Below are 14289 nucleotides of genomic sequence, written 5' to 3' on the forward strand. Positions count from 1 at the left end.
CCCGGCGCCACCCCGAAGGTGGTAAGGGTTTTCCTACCGAATTCCTCTCTCTGGTTGCCGGCCCGGCGACCGATGATTCTTGTCGACATGACCTTGACGTTCTCCCACGACCACGTGGGCATCACCGTTACGCCAGAGGACCTCGACGCCACCATCGCGTGGTACTCGCGCAACCTCGGCTTCGCTGTCGAACAAAAGTTTGAGTCTCATGGCACGACGTTCGTCTTCCTCACCGCAGGCGACGTCAAGATCGAGCTCCTCGCCGGCGCGTCGAACCGGGGCGCGGCGCCGACCGACAACATCCTCACGAGCATGCACACGTCGCGCCTGCACCACTTCTGCCTGGCCGTAGCAGATCTCGACGGGGCACTGTCCCGGCTGCTCGAACTCGATGTGCCGCTGATCGGAGGCCCCATGGAGATACCGGAAACCGGCCAGCGCATCGCCTTCGTCACCGACAACGTCGGCACCATCATCGAGCTCAGCGACCCCGGCACATGGATCTCTGGCCGGAGGTAGGGGCATGAAGTCGATCCGCGCAGACTTCACCGGGCCCCAGGACGCCAGGCAGGCCCGCTGGCAGCCCGCCGAGGTGGCGAGCCCGCGTCTCGATCGTCGTATCCCGGTCATCGCCGCCAAGGACATCCCCTACATCCCCAACGCCAACCGGCTCCAGAACCTCAGCATTTACCTGCCGCGGACGCCGCAAACCGCCGCGCTCATCGGCACCCCCGTCACGTCCCTCCCAGGAACTGACTCCACGGCGAGGCACCCGCGGTACCTCGTGCACATCCACGGCGGTGCCTGGCGCGACCCGCGGCTCACCTCCGCCTCGATCGAACCCGCCGTCGCCCACGCTTTCTCCGTCGGCGTGCTCCCCGGTGAGGGGCCGACCCCGGTCACCGCCATCGCCTCCCTCAACTACACCGTCTCCCAGATCAACTACCCTGCTCCCACCGTCATGGCGGATCCCCCCGTTCCTTACGACGCGATCAAGGACAATCACACCGACCTGGCTCGCGAGGCCGTCCATCCGCAGCACGTCAGCGACGTGCTGCACGGCTTGGCCCTGCTCGGCGCCCTCGGCCTCGCCGACGGCTCCTACATCCTGTCCGGCCACAGCTGCGGCGCCTGCCTGGCGTTGCAGTCCGTCCTCCAGCCTCCGCGGCACTACGGTCTCGGCCACCTTCCCGAACCGCCCTGCCCTGCCGCGCTGCTCGGCCTCAACGGCCTGTACGACCTGCCCGCTCTCGCGGCGACGGACGGCCTGGGCGCCTTCCACGCCCACCTCCGCGACGACTACGAGAAGTTCTTGTCCAGGGCGTTCGGGACGGACAAGGACGCCTGGCCGGACGCAAGCCCGGCCGGCTTCGACCCGGCGTCCATTGCCGGACGGATCCGCGAAGGCAACGCGCCCCGTCTGGTCGTACTGGACCAGAGCACCGAGGACCAGCTCGTACCGATGAACCAGCAAGAGCGACTGACCGCCACCCTGGCCAAGGTCGCCGGGCTCCGACTCACCCAGGGACAGCGGCTCACCGGCAACCATGCGACCCCGTGGGAGGAGGGCATCATGATCTACCAGAGCCTCCTCGACACCCTCCAGCTCCTGCGGGAGGATCAATGAGCGCCGGCCTGGATCCCACACCGAGAAGTCCCGCGTGAGCGTTCGGACCGTTCTCCGCCTCCAGCCCTGTCGGTAAACGAACGTTTGGCGACAGGCGCCAGGCGCACCCAATGAACCCGGATGATTCAGGACGCGGGGACGGCGCCGATCCAATCGGGTCCGATGGTGATCGCTGACAGGGTTTGACGACAGACAGGGTCCTTCCTCCGCACGGAAGGGACCCTCGGTGGCGAACCTGGTCGACAAACGGGTGTCGACCGACCGGCAGTCGACCGCCCGGCAGAACCTCGTCCTGGACGAAGCCGGGATCGAGAATCCCATCGTCTTTGAGGAGGACCCGGGCACCTCCAGCCGCCCCCACCCCCTCCAGCGCCCGAAGTTCCGCGAACTGCTCACCTACGCGCGGCCCGGCGACATCGTGCACATCTCCGAGATGTTCCGCCTCGTACGCGGCACCGGGCACATCCTCGACGTGCTCGACGTCCTCCACCGCGACCGCCTCGCGCTGCGTATCCACGATGGCGCGTTCTCCGCGATGGACCTCACCGCCCGCCACCCGCGCACCGGCGAACTGCTGTCCACGGTGAAGTTCATGGTGCAGACCCTCGCCGCCGCCGGCGAACTCCGGCGCGACCTCCAACGCGAGCCGACCTACGACGGGCTGCGGGCCGCCGAGGCCAGGGGCAGCAAGGGCGGGCGCCGCCCCGCCGTGGCGGCCGACAGGACCGAGGCCGTGCGCGCCGCGTACCTGGAAGGCCGGCCCATCGCCGCCCTCGCCCGCGACCACGACGTCAGCCGCGGCGCCATCCGTACCGCCGTCGCCGACCTCCTGCCCGAGCACACCGCCGAGGGCCAGGAGGGCGTCCCGACCCCGGAGCTGCCGGTCACCCTCGACATGCCAGGCAAGGTCGCCGACTTCCTCCGCGCCACCGAGCTGGAGCCCGCCGAGTGCGCTGCGCTCGACCAGGGCGTCACCGTGCGGCGCGGCCAGGGCTACACCCTGCGCGTCAGCGCCGTCCCCGCCGTGCACCGAGGGCTCCTCGCCCGCTGCCAGCCGCTCGACGGCGGCCCTGGCGCCCCGCGGTTCCGGCCCAGCGCAAGGCCCGCCGCGAGTACGCGAACCGGGTCAGTGCCCTCATCCCGACTGGGCCATGATCCGGGTCAGCGGCTACCGCTAATTTCCGTTCGGATATTCCCCGAGGGCCTGCCCCGCCCGTCCGGACGCCAGTTCTGGGAGCTCACCTAGCGCCACCAGCCGCACAGTGGACGGCATCGGGCGGCGGCGGACGTCGCTCCACACGGCCGGGAGGCGACGATGGGACCGATGGTGCTCGGGGACCTGCTCGACGAGGCGGAGCCGGCCCTGCGGGGCGTGGCGCGGTCGGCGGCCCGGCGGGAGGTGGTGGAGCTGGCCGCGCGGGTGCTCGGGGCGGAGCCGGACGGGCTGGATCCGGCACGGCCGCTGGACGGCCGGGCGGTGCGCCGGATGCGCGAGCTGGTGCGCCGCAGAGCCGACGGTGTCCCGCTCGGCCATCTGACCGGGCGGGTGGTCTTCGCCGGCCTCGAACTCGCCGTCGGGCCGGGGGTGTTCGTACCCCGGGTGCACAGTGAGCTGGTGGTGGCGGCCGGCCGGAAGGCCGTCGAGGGCATCGCCGGGCCGACAGTGGTGGACCTGTGCGCCGGTTCCGGCGCGATCGGGCTGGCCCTCGCCCACGCGCGGCCGGACGCCCGGGTGCACGCGGTCGAGTTCGATCCCGTCGCCGTCGACTTCACCCGCCGCAACGCGGCCCGGCGGGCCGCGCTCGGGGACACCGAGGTCACCGTCCACGAGGGGGAGGCGGCCCGGGCGGGTGCCCTCACCGGGCTGGCGGCCGGGGCCGACCTGGTGCTCGCCAACCCGCCGTTCATGCCGGACGCGGCCGAGGTGCCGGACGAGTTCGGCCGCTACCAGCCCCGGCAGGCGGTGTTCGGCGGTGCCGACGGCCTGCGGGTGGTCCGGCAGGTGGTGGAGGCGGCGGCCGGTCTGCTGCGGCCGGGCGGTGTGCTGCTGGTCGAGCACGGCCACCTCCACGGCGCGACGGTCCCGAGCCTGTTGCGGGAGTCCGGCCGCTTCGCCGACGTGTCCTGCCGCCCCGACCACGACGGCTGGCCGCTCTACTCGTCCGCGGTCCGGACGGCCTCCTGAACCGGACCGGCGCCGGGGCCGCGGAGCCGTCCGGAGCCCTCCCGGGCGTCGGTCGGGACCGCCGGGGCCCGGGCCCCGCCGTCGGCGCCCGGGGTCCGGTTCAGAGCCGGAGGAGGCCGGCGGCGGTCGGCCGGAAGCCGCACTCGCCGTAGAAGGACTCCAGGTGCGGCTCGTAGTCGACGTGCAGCCACTCGGCGCCGCACGCCCTGGCCTCGTCGGTGGCCGCCCGTACCAGGCGCACCCCGAGCCCCCGCCGGCGCTCGTCCGGGTGCACGGTGGTGTCCAGGACGAAGGCGTGTGCGCCTCCGTCGCCGACGACGTTGACATAGCCGATCAGCCGGCCGGCCCGTCGTGCCGCGATCCAGGTCAGGCTGCGGGACAGCACCGGGGCGAAGGAGGTCGGCCGGTGGTCCGGCCAGGCCGCTCCGAACAGTTCGTTGAGCTCGGCGTCCGTCAGAGCGGGACGGACCGTCAGGACTTCGCCGCCGGTCGGCGACGCATCGTTGATCACCATGCGGGGCAGCCTGCCATGACCTCGCGGCGGCGGTCGCCCGGTTTCGGCCCCCCGGTGCCCATACACCCGCGCACGGGAAGTCGGCCGGTCCGACGTCTCGTGCGCGGGTATGGGCGGAGTGCCGTCAGCGCGGTGTGAGCGGCCGGCGGAAGCCGCGCGTCGCCAGCCAGGCGCCGAGCCCGGCCACGGCTGCGCCGAGCAGCAGGGCCGGCCCGGCGGAGCCGGTGCCGGGCAGTCCGAGGGCCAGGGCGCGGGTGGTGTCGATCGCGTAGGTGAGCGGGTTGACGTGGGCGACCGCGGCCAGCCAGCCGGGGAGGTCGGCGGTGGGGACGTAGGCGCTGGAGGCGAACATCAGCGGGAGCACCGCGATGACCGCCAGGTTCTGGATGGGTTCGGCCCGGCGCAGCCAGGCCGCCGCGGCGATGAAGAGCCAGCCGAGCGCCCAGCTCATGAAGAGGGTCAGCCCGATCGAGGCGGCGACGGCACCCGCCCCGCCGCGCGGGTGGTAGCCGAGCAGGACCGTGCCCAGCAGCAGGATGATCACGGCCTGCACCGCGGCGCGCACCAGGGTGGTGAGGCTGCGCGCGAGCAGGAGCGAGCCCGGGGCGACGGGCAGGCAGCGCAGCCGGGCGACGATGCCGTTCTGGAGGTCCTCGACGAGCCCGATCCCGGACTGGACGGCGGACTGCACCGCGTTGTCCACCAGGACGGCGGGCAGGACGAAGTCCAGGTACGTGACGTCGGGCGGGAAGTGCGGGGGCAGGCCCATCCGGCTGAACACCTGGGAGAGCACCACCAGGGTGATGACGGGTTGGAGCAGGCCGAACAGCAGCACGGCCGGGTCCGTGACGAGTGCGCGCAGCGACCGCCTGGTGAGGATGCGGACCTGGGTCGGCCGCGAACTGCCGCGCCAGGCCGGGGCGGTGGGCATCGGGGTGCGGGGCGGGCGGCCGGTGCCGAGGCTGGGGGCCGGGGTGGTCGGGGTGGTCACCGGGTGGGTCCTTCCGAGCGGTCGGGGCGGTGGGCCAGGGCGAGGTAGACGTCCTCCAGGCCGGGCTCGCCGAAGGTCAGTTCGGCGGCCTCGATCCCCACCCCGTCGAGCGCCCGGACCACCGCCGCGACCTCGCGGGTGGCCTCGATGGGGACGACCAGCGCGGCGCCCTCCCGGCCGGTGGCGGGCGCGAAGCCGGCCTCGCGCAGGGCCCGGACGGCGCGGTCCGGGTCGTCGGAGGGCTCCAGGACGAGGGTGACGGTGCGTCGCCCGATCCGGGCCTTGAGCTCGGCCGGGGTGCCGTCGGCGACGACGGTGCCGCCGGAGAGCACGGTGATGGAGTCGGCGAGCCGGTCGGCCTCGTCCAGGTACTGGGTGGTGAGCAGCACGGTGGTGCCCTCGGCGACCAGGCCCTCGACGATCTCCCACAGGCCGAGCCGGCTGACCGGGTCCAGCCCGGTGGTCGGCTCGTCGAGGAACACCACCTCGGGCCGCCCGACCAGGCTCGCGGCCAGGTCGAGGCGGCGGCGCAGGCCGCCCGAGTAGCCGCGGGCGGGCCGGTCGGCGACGTGTCCGAGGTCGAACAGGCCGAGCAGTTCGTCGGCCCGGGCCCGGCCGGCGCGGCGTCCGGCCCCGAGCAGCCCGGCGAGCAGCAGCAGGTTGTCGCGGCCGCTCAGCCGTCCGTCGACGGTGGCGTACTGGCCGGTGAGGCCGATCCGCCGGCGGACCTCGGCCGGCCGGTCGCGGACGTCGTACCCGGCGACGCTGGCCCGGCCGGTGGTGGGTGGCAGGGCGGTGGTGAGCACGTTGACCAGGGTGGTCTTGCCGGCCCCGTTGTGGCCGAGCAGGGCCAGCACGCTGCCCCGGGGGACGGTGAGGCTGACCGAGTCGAGGGCGCGGACGTCGCCGAAGGTCATGCCGACGTCGACCGCCTCGATCACGGGGTCGTCGGCGCCCGGGGGCGTGGGGGTCATGGCCGGTTCTCCATAGGGCGGTGGTAGTCGGAACAGGTCGGGTGAGCGGCTCGTCACGGGTGTCCGTCGAGGGCGTCCATGAGGCGGAACAGCTCGTCGTCGGTGGCCGTGCCGAGGTCGGTGCCGAGACCCTTACCGGAGCCGGAGCCGGAGCCGGAGCCGGAGCCGGAGCCGGTACCGGAGCCGGAGCCCGTACCGGAGCCGGAGCCGGTGTCCGGGCGCGCGGCCCCGCCGGCCGCCGTGCCGCGGCGGGCGAGCTCGCGCAGCCGGGTGGCGTCGCCCGGTTCGAGGGTCGCGCCGCTGGTGAGCAACTCGGCCAGCAGGTCGACCAGTTCACCCGTGGTGTGCGGCCGCCCGGGGCCTCCGTCGAGGTGGGCTCCGACGGCGCGGACCACGGCGTCCGGGGACGGGTGGTCGAAGACCAGGGTGGCCGGGAGCACGGTGCCGGTGGCCGCGGCGATCCGCTCGCGCAGTTCGATCGCCTTGACGGAGGTGACGCCGAGGGCGGCGAAGGGCTGGGCGGGGTCCAGTTCGGCGGGGGACCGGCCGAGCACGCCCGCGGTCTCGGCGAGGACGAGCCGGCGCAGCACGGCCTCGCGCTCGGCGGGGCCGCCCGCCGGCCGCTCGGGGAGCGCGGCCGGCGGACCGTCCGGCCCGGGCACCGCCACGGGCAGGGCCGACGGCGAGGGCGCCGACGGTGAGGGCGCCGACGGTGAGGGCGCCGACGGTGAGGGCGCCGACGGTGAGGGCGCTGCGGCCGCCAGCCAGTACGTCTGCCGCTGGAACGGGTACGTCGGCAGCGGCACCGGCCGGGCGCCGGGCAGCACGGCGTCCCAGTCCACCGGAACGCCGTGCAGGTGGAGCCGCCCGACGGCGGCCAGCAGCGAGCGGGTCTCGTCGGCCTGGTCCGCCGGCGCGGTCGTCAGTACGGCGGCGCCCGCGTCCCCGGTCGACCGCCCCGTGTCCCCGGCGGCCAGGCACTCGCCGAGCATCGGCGCCAGCGCGGCGCCCGCGGCGAGTTCGAGGTAGGCGTCGACACGTTCGGTGCGCAGCCGTTCGACGGCGTCCCGGAACCGGACGGGTCGGCGGGCCTGGGCGACCCAGTGGCCGGGATCGAGGGCCTGCTCCCGGGTCAGCGGCAGTCCGGTGACCCCGGAGACCAGGGGCACGGCGGGAGCGGCGAAGGCCAGGCCCTCGACCACGGCCCGGAACTCGGCCAGCATCGGTTCCAGCAGCGCGGAGTGGAAGGCGTGCGACACCCGCAGCCGGGTGGTCCTCCGGTCGGCGAACCGGGCCTCGATCGCCGCGACCGCGTCCTCGGTGCCCGAGACGACCACCGAGGACGGCCCGTTCACCGCTGCGAGCGAGACCGACTCGCCGAGCAGCGGCCGGACTTCGTCCTCGGTGGCCCGGACGGCGAGCATCGCGCCGCCGGCCGGGAGGGCCTGCATCAGCCGTCCGCGGGCGGCGACCAGCGTGCAGGCGTCCGGCAGCGACAGCACCCCCGCCACGTGCGCGGCGGCGATCTCGCCGACCGAGTGCCCGGCCAGCAGGTCGGGCCGGACGCCCCAGGAGTCCAGCAGCCGGTACAGCGCGACCTCGTGGGCGAACAGCGCGGGCTGGGCGAACTCCGTGCGGTCGAGCGACTCCGGTTCCTCCCACAGCACCGGGCGCAGCGGCCGGGCCAGCAGTGGGTCGAACAGGGCGCACACCTCGTCCAGCGCGGCCGCGAACCGGGGGTGGTCGGCTGACAGCTGCCTCCCCATGCCGGGCCGCTGGCTGCCCTGGCCGGCGAACACGAAGGCGAGCCGACCGCCGCCGTCCCGCCGGCCCGTCGCCGGTGCCACCGGACCGGGCTCGGCGGCGGCGAACTTCTCCAGTGCGTCGACGAGTTCGGTCCGGTCGGCGCCGACCAGCAGGGCCCGGTCCCGGTGCACGGCACGGGTGGTGGCCAGCGCATGGGCGAGGTCCGGCAGGGCGAGCCCGGGGTGGGCGGCGAGGTGCCCGGCCAGCCGCCCGGCCTGCTCCCGCAGGGCCCGCTCGCCGCGTGCGGAGAACGTCAACGGCACCGGTCGGCTCGCGCAGTCCCGCTCGGCCCGGTCGTCGGACGCGGTCCGGTCGTCGCACGCGGCCTGGTCGTCGCACGCGGTCCGGTCGTCGCACGCGGTCCGGTCGTCGCACGCGGTCCGGTCGTCGGACGCGGCCGGCACCGGGCCGCCGTCGGCCGCCGGCCCGGTGCGGTCCGGCCCGGGCGGCGCCTCCTCCAGCACCACATGGGCGTTGGTCCCGCTGATCCCGAACGAGGACACCCCGGCCCGCCGCACCCGGCCGGCCTCCCGGGGCCAGGGCCGGTCCCCGGTCAGCAGCCGGACCGCGCCCGAGGACCAGTCCACCCGGGTGGTCGGCTCGGTGACGTGCAGCGTCCTCGGCAGCAGGCCGTGCCGCAGCGCCTGCACCGTCTTGATCACCCCGGTCACCCCGGCCGCGGCCTGGGTGTGCCCGAGGTTGGACTTGACGGACCCCAGCCACAGCGGCCGGTCCGCCGGGCGCGCGCCGTCGTGGACGGCGAGCAGCGCCTGGGCCTCGATCGGGTCGCCCAGGGCCGTCCCGGTGCCGTGCGCCTCGACGACGTCCAGGTCGCCCGGCCCGAGCCCGGCGTCGGCGAGCGCGCGCCGGAGCACCCGTTGCTGCGCGGGGCCGTTGGGTGCGGTGATGCCGTTCGAGGCGCCGTCCTGGTTCACCGCGGAGCCGCGCACCAGGGCGAGCACCGGGTGTCCGTTGCGCCGGGCGTCGCTCAGCCGTTCCAGCACGAGCAGGCCGACGCCCTCGGCCCACGCGGCGCCGTCGGCGTCGTCCGAGAAGGACTTGCAGCGGCCGTCGGGGGAGAGCCCGCGCAGCCGGGAGAACTCGGTGAACGGGGCCGGGGTGGCCATCACCGCGACGCCGCCGGCCAGCGCGAGCGAGGACTCGCCGGAGCGCAGCGAGCGGCAGGCGAGGTGGAGCGCGACGAGCGAGGAGGAGCACGCGGTGTCGACGGTGAGCGCCGGGCCCTCCAGGCCGAAGGAGTACGAGATCCGCCCGGCCAGCGCGCTGCCGGCGGTGCCGATCCCGAGCAGCCCCTCCAGCTCGGCCGGGGCGCCGGCGCCGTAGTCGTGGTACATCGCGCCGGTGAACACCCCGGTGTGGCTGCCGCGCAGTCCGGTCGGGTCGATGCCGGCGTGCTCCAGCGCCTCCCAGGCCGTCTCCAGCAGCAGCCGCTGCTGGGGGTCGGCGGCGATCGCCTCGCGCGGGGAGAAGCCGAAGAAGGGGGCGTCGAACCGTCCCGCGCCGTCCAGGAACCCGCCCCGGCGGACGTAGGAGGTGCCGGGGTGCTCCGGGTCGTCGTGGAACAGGCCGTCGAGGTCCCAGCCGCGGTCGGCGGGGAACGCCGAGTCGGTGTGGGCGCCCTCGGCGAGGAGCGCCCACAGGTCGTCCGGGGAGGCGATGCCGCCGGGCAGCCGGCAGGCCATCCCGACGATCGCCACCGGTTCCTCGGAGGCCGCCCGGGGCTCCTCCTCCGCCCGCTCGGGGGCGGAGCCCGAGAGCAGCAGGGCGACGGCCGCCGGGGTGGGGTGGTCGAAGCCCAGGCTGACCGGCAGCGCCCGGCCGGTGGCCTCCACCAGCAGGTTGCGCAGCCGGATGGTGCGCACGGAGTCGAGTCCGTACGCGCGGAACGCGGTGTCCGGGCCGATCGGCGGGTCGGCCGGTCCACGGCCCGTCACCTCGGCGGCGCAGCCGCGGACGAGGTCGAGTGCCGCACCGTAGCCGAGCGGCGGCGCGCCCTCCGGCACGGCCCCGGCGGACGGCCGCGCCCCGGGTCCGGGCGCCCCAAAGCCGGGTGCCCCCGAGCCGGGCGCCCCAAAGCCGGGCGTCCCCGATCCGGGTGCCCCCGAGCCGGGCGCAACGGGCTCCTGCGGCGCCACCAACTGCTCCAGCCCGCGCCGGTGGACCTTCCCGGCCGGGGTGCGCGGAAGGTCGTCGACGGTCACCAGCTCCAGCGGGATCTTGTAGTCGGCGACCCCGCGCCCCTGCAGGTAGGCGGTCACGGCCCGCAGGCCGATCCCCGGGGCGGCCCGCCGGGTGAGCACCAGGCAGGGGATCTCGCCGAGCCGTTCGTCTGGCCGGGCGACGACGGCCAGTGGACCGATGCCCGGCATGGCGGCCAGCAGCTCCTGGACCTCGGTGGCGTCGAACTTCCGGCCGCCCACGTTGATCAGCTCCGCCGACCGGCCGTGGAAGGAGAGCCGGCCGTCCGGGCCGAGGCTCGCCCGGTCGCCGGTGCGCAGCCAGCCGTCCGCCGTGATCGCGGCGCGGGTCAGCTCGGGCTCCCGGTGGTAGCCGCGGAACATGCTCGGGCTGTGGTACTGGAGTTCACCGGCCTCGCCGGCCGGCAGTTCCGAGCCGTCCTCGCCGACGACCCGGAGCCGCGCGCCGGGGGTCGGCCGGCCGACCCCGCGCGCCGTGGCCGGGTCGCCCGGCGCGGTGCGGGTGCCGGTGCCCAGTTCGGACATGCCCCAGACCACCACCAGCTCGCCGCCGAGCGCCGTCCGGACGTCGGCGGCCAGCGCGGCCGGGATCGCCGCCCCGGCGGTGCGCACCTGCTGCGGCCGGAAGCCGGCCGGCCGCGCACCGCGGGCCAGCGCGGCGACGACGTCGTACAGCTGCGCCGGGACGGCGAAGACCGCGCTCGGCGCGGTGCGCCGGGCCAGGGCGAGGAAGCGCTCGGGGTCCCAGGAGCGCAGCAGCACCTGCCGGCAGGCCCGGAACAGCGCGGTGTGCAGTGACTGCAGGCCGAACAGGTGGGTGAGCGGACAGGCCGTCAGGATCGCCCCGGCGAAGGCCTCTCCGCCCTCCTCGGCGACGGGGGCGGTGTTGGAGAGCAGTCCGTCGTGGCTGTGCAGGCAGATCTTGGGCCGGGCCGACGTGGTGCCGGAGGAGGGCAGCAGGACCAGTGGCTGGTCCGGCCGGACCTCGACGGGGTGTGGCTCCCGCCCGGCCCGTTCGGCCGTCGCCCGGGCCAGCGAGTGCACCCCGGGCGGCAGCGCCGCCGGATGCCCCGCCGCCTCTCCCGCGCGGTCCTCCGTGCCCGTTCCCGTGCGGTCCTCCGCGACGTCCCCCGCGACCAGCACCGCCCGCAGCGAGGGGACGGCGGCCGCCAGCGCCTCGGCGGTGTCCGCGGCCTCCGGCGCGAGCAGGACGGCGGTCGGGTCCACCCGGCCCAGCAGCGCCCGTACGTCGGCGGCCCCGTAGCCGGCGTGCACCGGCAGCATGACCGCGCCGATCGTGGCCACGGCCAGGTGCGCGGTCTGGTACTCCCAGCAGTTGGGCAGCTGGACCGCGACCACGTCGCCCGGGCCGGTGCCCAGGTCCTGGAGCGCCCGGGCCAGCGCGGCGACCTCGGAGGACCACTGACGCCAGGTCAGTACCCGTTCGCCGTCCACCAGCGCGACGGCGTCGGGAGCGCGCCGTACGGCCGCGGCGAAGACCCCGGGCAGGGTGTGCCCGCCCAGGGCCTCGGGAGCCCCGGCAGCCGGATCGATCGCGTAGTCATCGCTGTGGACGGACACCTTCACTCCCGGGGTCGGTGGCTGCTGCGCCTGTCATCCTCGGCCGGTCGCCGCCGGGAATGCCCTAGAACCTTCCTGCGCGGTGGCAGTGGCAGTGGCCGCAGCCGCAGCCGCAGCCGCAGCCGCAGCGGCCGCGGAGTCGGCGTCGGAGCCGGACCAGGCTCCCGCCGCTGCCCCGGCGCCGGCCGACCCGGCCGACCCGGCGGACCCGGACGACCGGGCCACGGCCCCGTGCTGCGCCCGCGGGGACGTGGCCGGCTGCTCCCCGGGGAACGGGGCGTCCAGCAGCGCCAGCAGCGGCCGGGCCTTCACCACCGTCTCCTCGAACTCGGCCTCGGCGTCGGACAGCGCGATGATCGCGCCGCCGACCCCGTAGCGCAGCCGCCCGCCGCTCAGCACGGCGGTGCGGATCACGATGCTCAGGTCGGCGGCACCGGTCAGCGAGACATAGCCGATCGCGCCGGAGTAGATCCCGCGCGGGCCGTTCTCCAGCCGGTCGATGATCTGCATGGTGCGGATCTTCGGGGTGCCGGTCATGGAGCCGCCGGGGAAGGCGGCGCGGATCCCGTCGACCGCGCTGCGCCCGGAGCGCAGCCGGGCCCGGACGGTGCTGACCAGCTGGTGGACGGTGGCGTAGGTCTCGACGTCGAACAGCGGCTCGGCGACCACGGATCCGGTCTCGGCGCAGCTGCCGAGGTCGTGCCGGACCAGGTCGACCACCATCAGGTTCTCGGCGCGGTCCTTCTCGCTGGCCGCCAGGTCGGCGATCAGCACGGCGTCCTCGCCCGCGGTGGCGCCGCGCGGCCGGGTGCCCTTGATCGGCTTGGACTCCATCGTCCCGTCGGGGCCGATCCGCAGGAAGCGTTCGGGGGACGAGCTGAGCACGGACAGCCCGTCGAAGTCGAGGAAGGCGGCGAAGGGCGCGGGGCTGATCCTGCGCAGGGACCGGTAGGCCTGCCAGGGGTCGAAGGCGGCGGGGCCGTCGATCATGTTGGTGAGGCAGACCTCGTAGGTCTCGCCCGCGCCGATCTGGTCCTGGCAGGCGTCGATGAGGTCGAGGTAGGCGCGGCGGTGGTGGCGCAGCCGCAGCGGGGCGGCCTCGCCGGGGCGGACCGGGGCCGGGTCGGCGAGGACGGGCGCGGGCCCGGCCAGGGTGGCGGCGGTCGCGGCCAGCCAGGTGTCGGCCGGTCCGGTGCGGCCGTCCTCGGCGAGGGCGAGCAGGTGGACGGTGCCGGTGTCGTGGTCGAGCACCACCGCCCGGTCGGCGAACACCATGACCGCGTCCGGGTCGGGCGAGCGGTGGGCGCGGTCGCCGCCGCACTCGGCCTTGAGCTCGTAGCCCAGGCAGCCCACCCAGCCCAGCGCGAAGTGGAAGGGCAGCTCGGGCAGTTCGGTGCGCAGGGTGCGCAGGTCCGCGTCGAGCCAGTCCAGGAAGGCGCCGTGCACCACCTCGGCGGTGTCCCCGAAGCGCACCGTCACGGTGCCGCGGGAGACGTCGGCGGTGGCCACCCGGGCGAGCGGGCCGGAGGCGTCGCCCAGTACGGAGATCCGGCCGAGCCGGCCGCCGGGGAGGCTGCTGTCCAGCCAGTACGGGTGGCTCCCGGTGCGGAAGAGCCGGTCGAAGACGGTCTCCGCGTCCCACCGGGTGTCGACCGTGCGGCTCAGCACGGTCAGCCGCCGGGTGACCGGTGCGGCCGGGGCGTCCACCGGCGCGCGGCGCGGGGCGGGGACGTGCCGGGGGCCGGGCCGGTGCGTCCGGTTGAACTCCTCGGCGAGGTCCCGGAAGTTCGCGAGCAGCTGGTGCCCGGCCTCGGTGCCGATCGACTCGGGGTGGAACTGGACGCCCCACAGCGGGAGTTCGTCGTGCTGGAGGGCCATCACCACTCCGTCGTCGGTGGCCCAGGCGATCGGCTCCAGTCCGGGGGCGAGCGCGGTGACGGCCAGCGAGTGGTAGCGGACGACCTCCAGCGGGTTGGGCAGCCGGCGGAAGAGGCCGGTGCCGGTGTGCCGCACGGCGGAGGTCCGGCCGTGCCGGGGCTCGGGCGCCCGGCCGACGCAGGCGCCGTGGGCCAGGGCCAGGCCCTGGTGCCCGAGGCAGACGCCGAGCACCGGCAGGCGTCCGTCGCGGGCGATCCCCTCGCAGTGGCCGAAGTCGGCGGGGTTGTGCGGGGTGCCGGGGCCGGGGGAGAGGACGACGGCGTCGAAGCCGTCGAGCAGTGCGGGCCGCCAGGACGGGTCGTCGTTGCGGATCACCTCCGGCTCCCTGCCGTTGACCTCGGCGAGGTAGTGGAAGAGGTTGTAGGTGAAGGAGTCGTAGTTGTCGACCAGGAGAGTGCGCATCAGGGATCCTTGTCCTGCCGGTGCCGCCTGCGGGGCGTGGGTCGGCGGGCGG

General features: G+C 75.4%; 9 protein-coding genes. 4 read left to right on the forward strand and 5 right to left on the reverse strand.

The window, feature by feature from the left end; translation table 11 throughout:
• The first annotated feature begins 87 nt into the window (after window positions 1–87).
• The 4 genes from ACZ6Z8_RS11520 to ACZ6Z8_RS11535 all read left to right on the forward strand — a co-directional run bounded on the left by ACZ6Z8_RS11520 (window position 88) and on the right by ACZ6Z8_RS11535 (window position 3812).
• Window positions 88–519 (forward strand): VOC family protein, encoded by a 432-nt coding sequence (locus tag ACZ6Z8_RS11520; RefSeq protein ID WP_465608535.1) that lies wholly within the window; start codon window positions 88–90, stop codon window positions 517–519.
• Window positions 520–523: 4 nt separating this feature from the next.
• Window positions 524–1627: a hypothetical protein gene (locus ACZ6Z8_RS11525; protein WP_465608536.1), complete on the forward strand. Its 1104-nt coding sequence runs from the start codon at window positions 524–526 to the stop codon at window positions 1625–1627.
• 226 nt (window positions 1628–1853) lie between these two features.
• On the forward strand, window positions 1854–2873 hold the full coding sequence (locus tag ACZ6Z8_RS11530) for a recombinase family protein (protein WP_465608538.1): 1020 nt from the start codon (window positions 1854–1856) through the stop codon (window positions 2871–2873).
• A 78-nt stretch (window positions 2874–2951) separates the two neighbouring features.
• Window positions 2952–3812 (forward strand): N5-glutamine methyltransferase family protein, encoded by an 861-nt coding sequence (locus ACZ6Z8_RS11535; protein ID WP_465608540.1) that lies wholly within the window; start codon window positions 2952–2954, stop codon window positions 3810–3812.
• Window positions 3813–3912: 100 nt separating this feature from the next.
• Here ACZ6Z8_RS11535 and ACZ6Z8_RS11540 read toward each other — a convergent pair whose 3' ends face one another.
• The 5 genes from ACZ6Z8_RS11540 to pabB all read right to left on the reverse strand — a co-directional run bounded on the left by ACZ6Z8_RS11540 (window position 3913) and on the right by pabB (window position 14237).
• A complete protein-coding gene (locus tag ACZ6Z8_RS11540; protein ID WP_465608542.1) occupies window positions 3913–4326 on the reverse strand; it encodes a GNAT family N-acetyltransferase in 414 nt (137 codons plus the stop codon).
• A gap of 124 nt (window positions 4327–4450) precedes the next feature.
• Window positions 4451–5317 (reverse strand): ABC transporter permease, encoded by an 867-nt coding sequence (locus ACZ6Z8_RS11545; RefSeq protein WP_465608544.1) that lies wholly within the window; start codon window positions 5315–5317, stop codon window positions 4451–4453.
• Entirely contained in the window at window positions 5314–6291 is a 978-nt protein-coding gene (locus tag ACZ6Z8_RS11550) for an ATP-binding cassette domain-containing protein (RefSeq protein WP_465608546.1), read from the reverse strand. The genes ACZ6Z8_RS11545 and ACZ6Z8_RS11550 overlap by 4 nt, the downstream gene beginning before the upstream one ends.
• Window positions 6292–6344: 53 nt before the next feature.
• A complete protein-coding gene (locus ACZ6Z8_RS11555; protein ID WP_465608548.1) occupies window positions 6345–11897 on the reverse strand; it encodes a type I polyketide synthase in 5553 nt (1850 codons plus the stop codon).
• A 33-nt stretch (window positions 11898–11930) separates the two neighbouring features.
• Window positions 11931–14237 carry an aminodeoxychorismate synthase component I gene (pabB, locus tag ACZ6Z8_RS11560; RefSeq protein ID WP_465608550.1) on the reverse strand — a complete coding sequence of 769 codons (2307 nt, stop codon included), beginning with the start codon at window positions 14235–14237 and terminating at the stop codon, window positions 11931–11933.
• Window positions 14238–14289: the final 52 nt, after the last annotated feature.

The sequence above is a fragment of the Kitasatospora sp. NPDC101108 genome, from assembly GCF_055584725.1.

Bases quoted from the DNA above. Each gene is read 5' to 3' on its own strand.
- ACZ6Z8_RS11550 (WP_465608546.1), bottom strand. From the start codon at position 6,291: ATGACCCCCACGCCCCCGGGCGCCGACGACCCCGTGATCGAGGCGGTC.
- pabB (WP_465608550.1), bottom strand. From the start codon at position 14,237: ATGCGCACTCTCCTGGTCGACAACTACGACTCCTTCACCTACAACCTC.
- ACZ6Z8_RS11540 (WP_465608542.1), bottom strand. From the start codon at position 4,326: ATGGTGATCAACGATGCGTCGCCGACCGGCGGCGAAGTCCTGACGGTC.
- ACZ6Z8_RS11520 (WP_465608535.1), top strand. From the start codon at position 88: ATGACCTTGACGTTCTCCCACGACCACGTGGGCATCACCGTTACGCCA.
- ACZ6Z8_RS11525 (WP_465608536.1), top strand. From the start codon at position 524: ATGAAGTCGATCCGCGCAGACTTCACCGGGCCCCAGGACGCCAGGCAG.
- ACZ6Z8_RS11535 (WP_465608540.1), top strand. From the start codon at position 2,952: ATGGTGCTCGGGGACCTGCTCGACGAGGCGGAGCCGGCCCTGCGGGGC.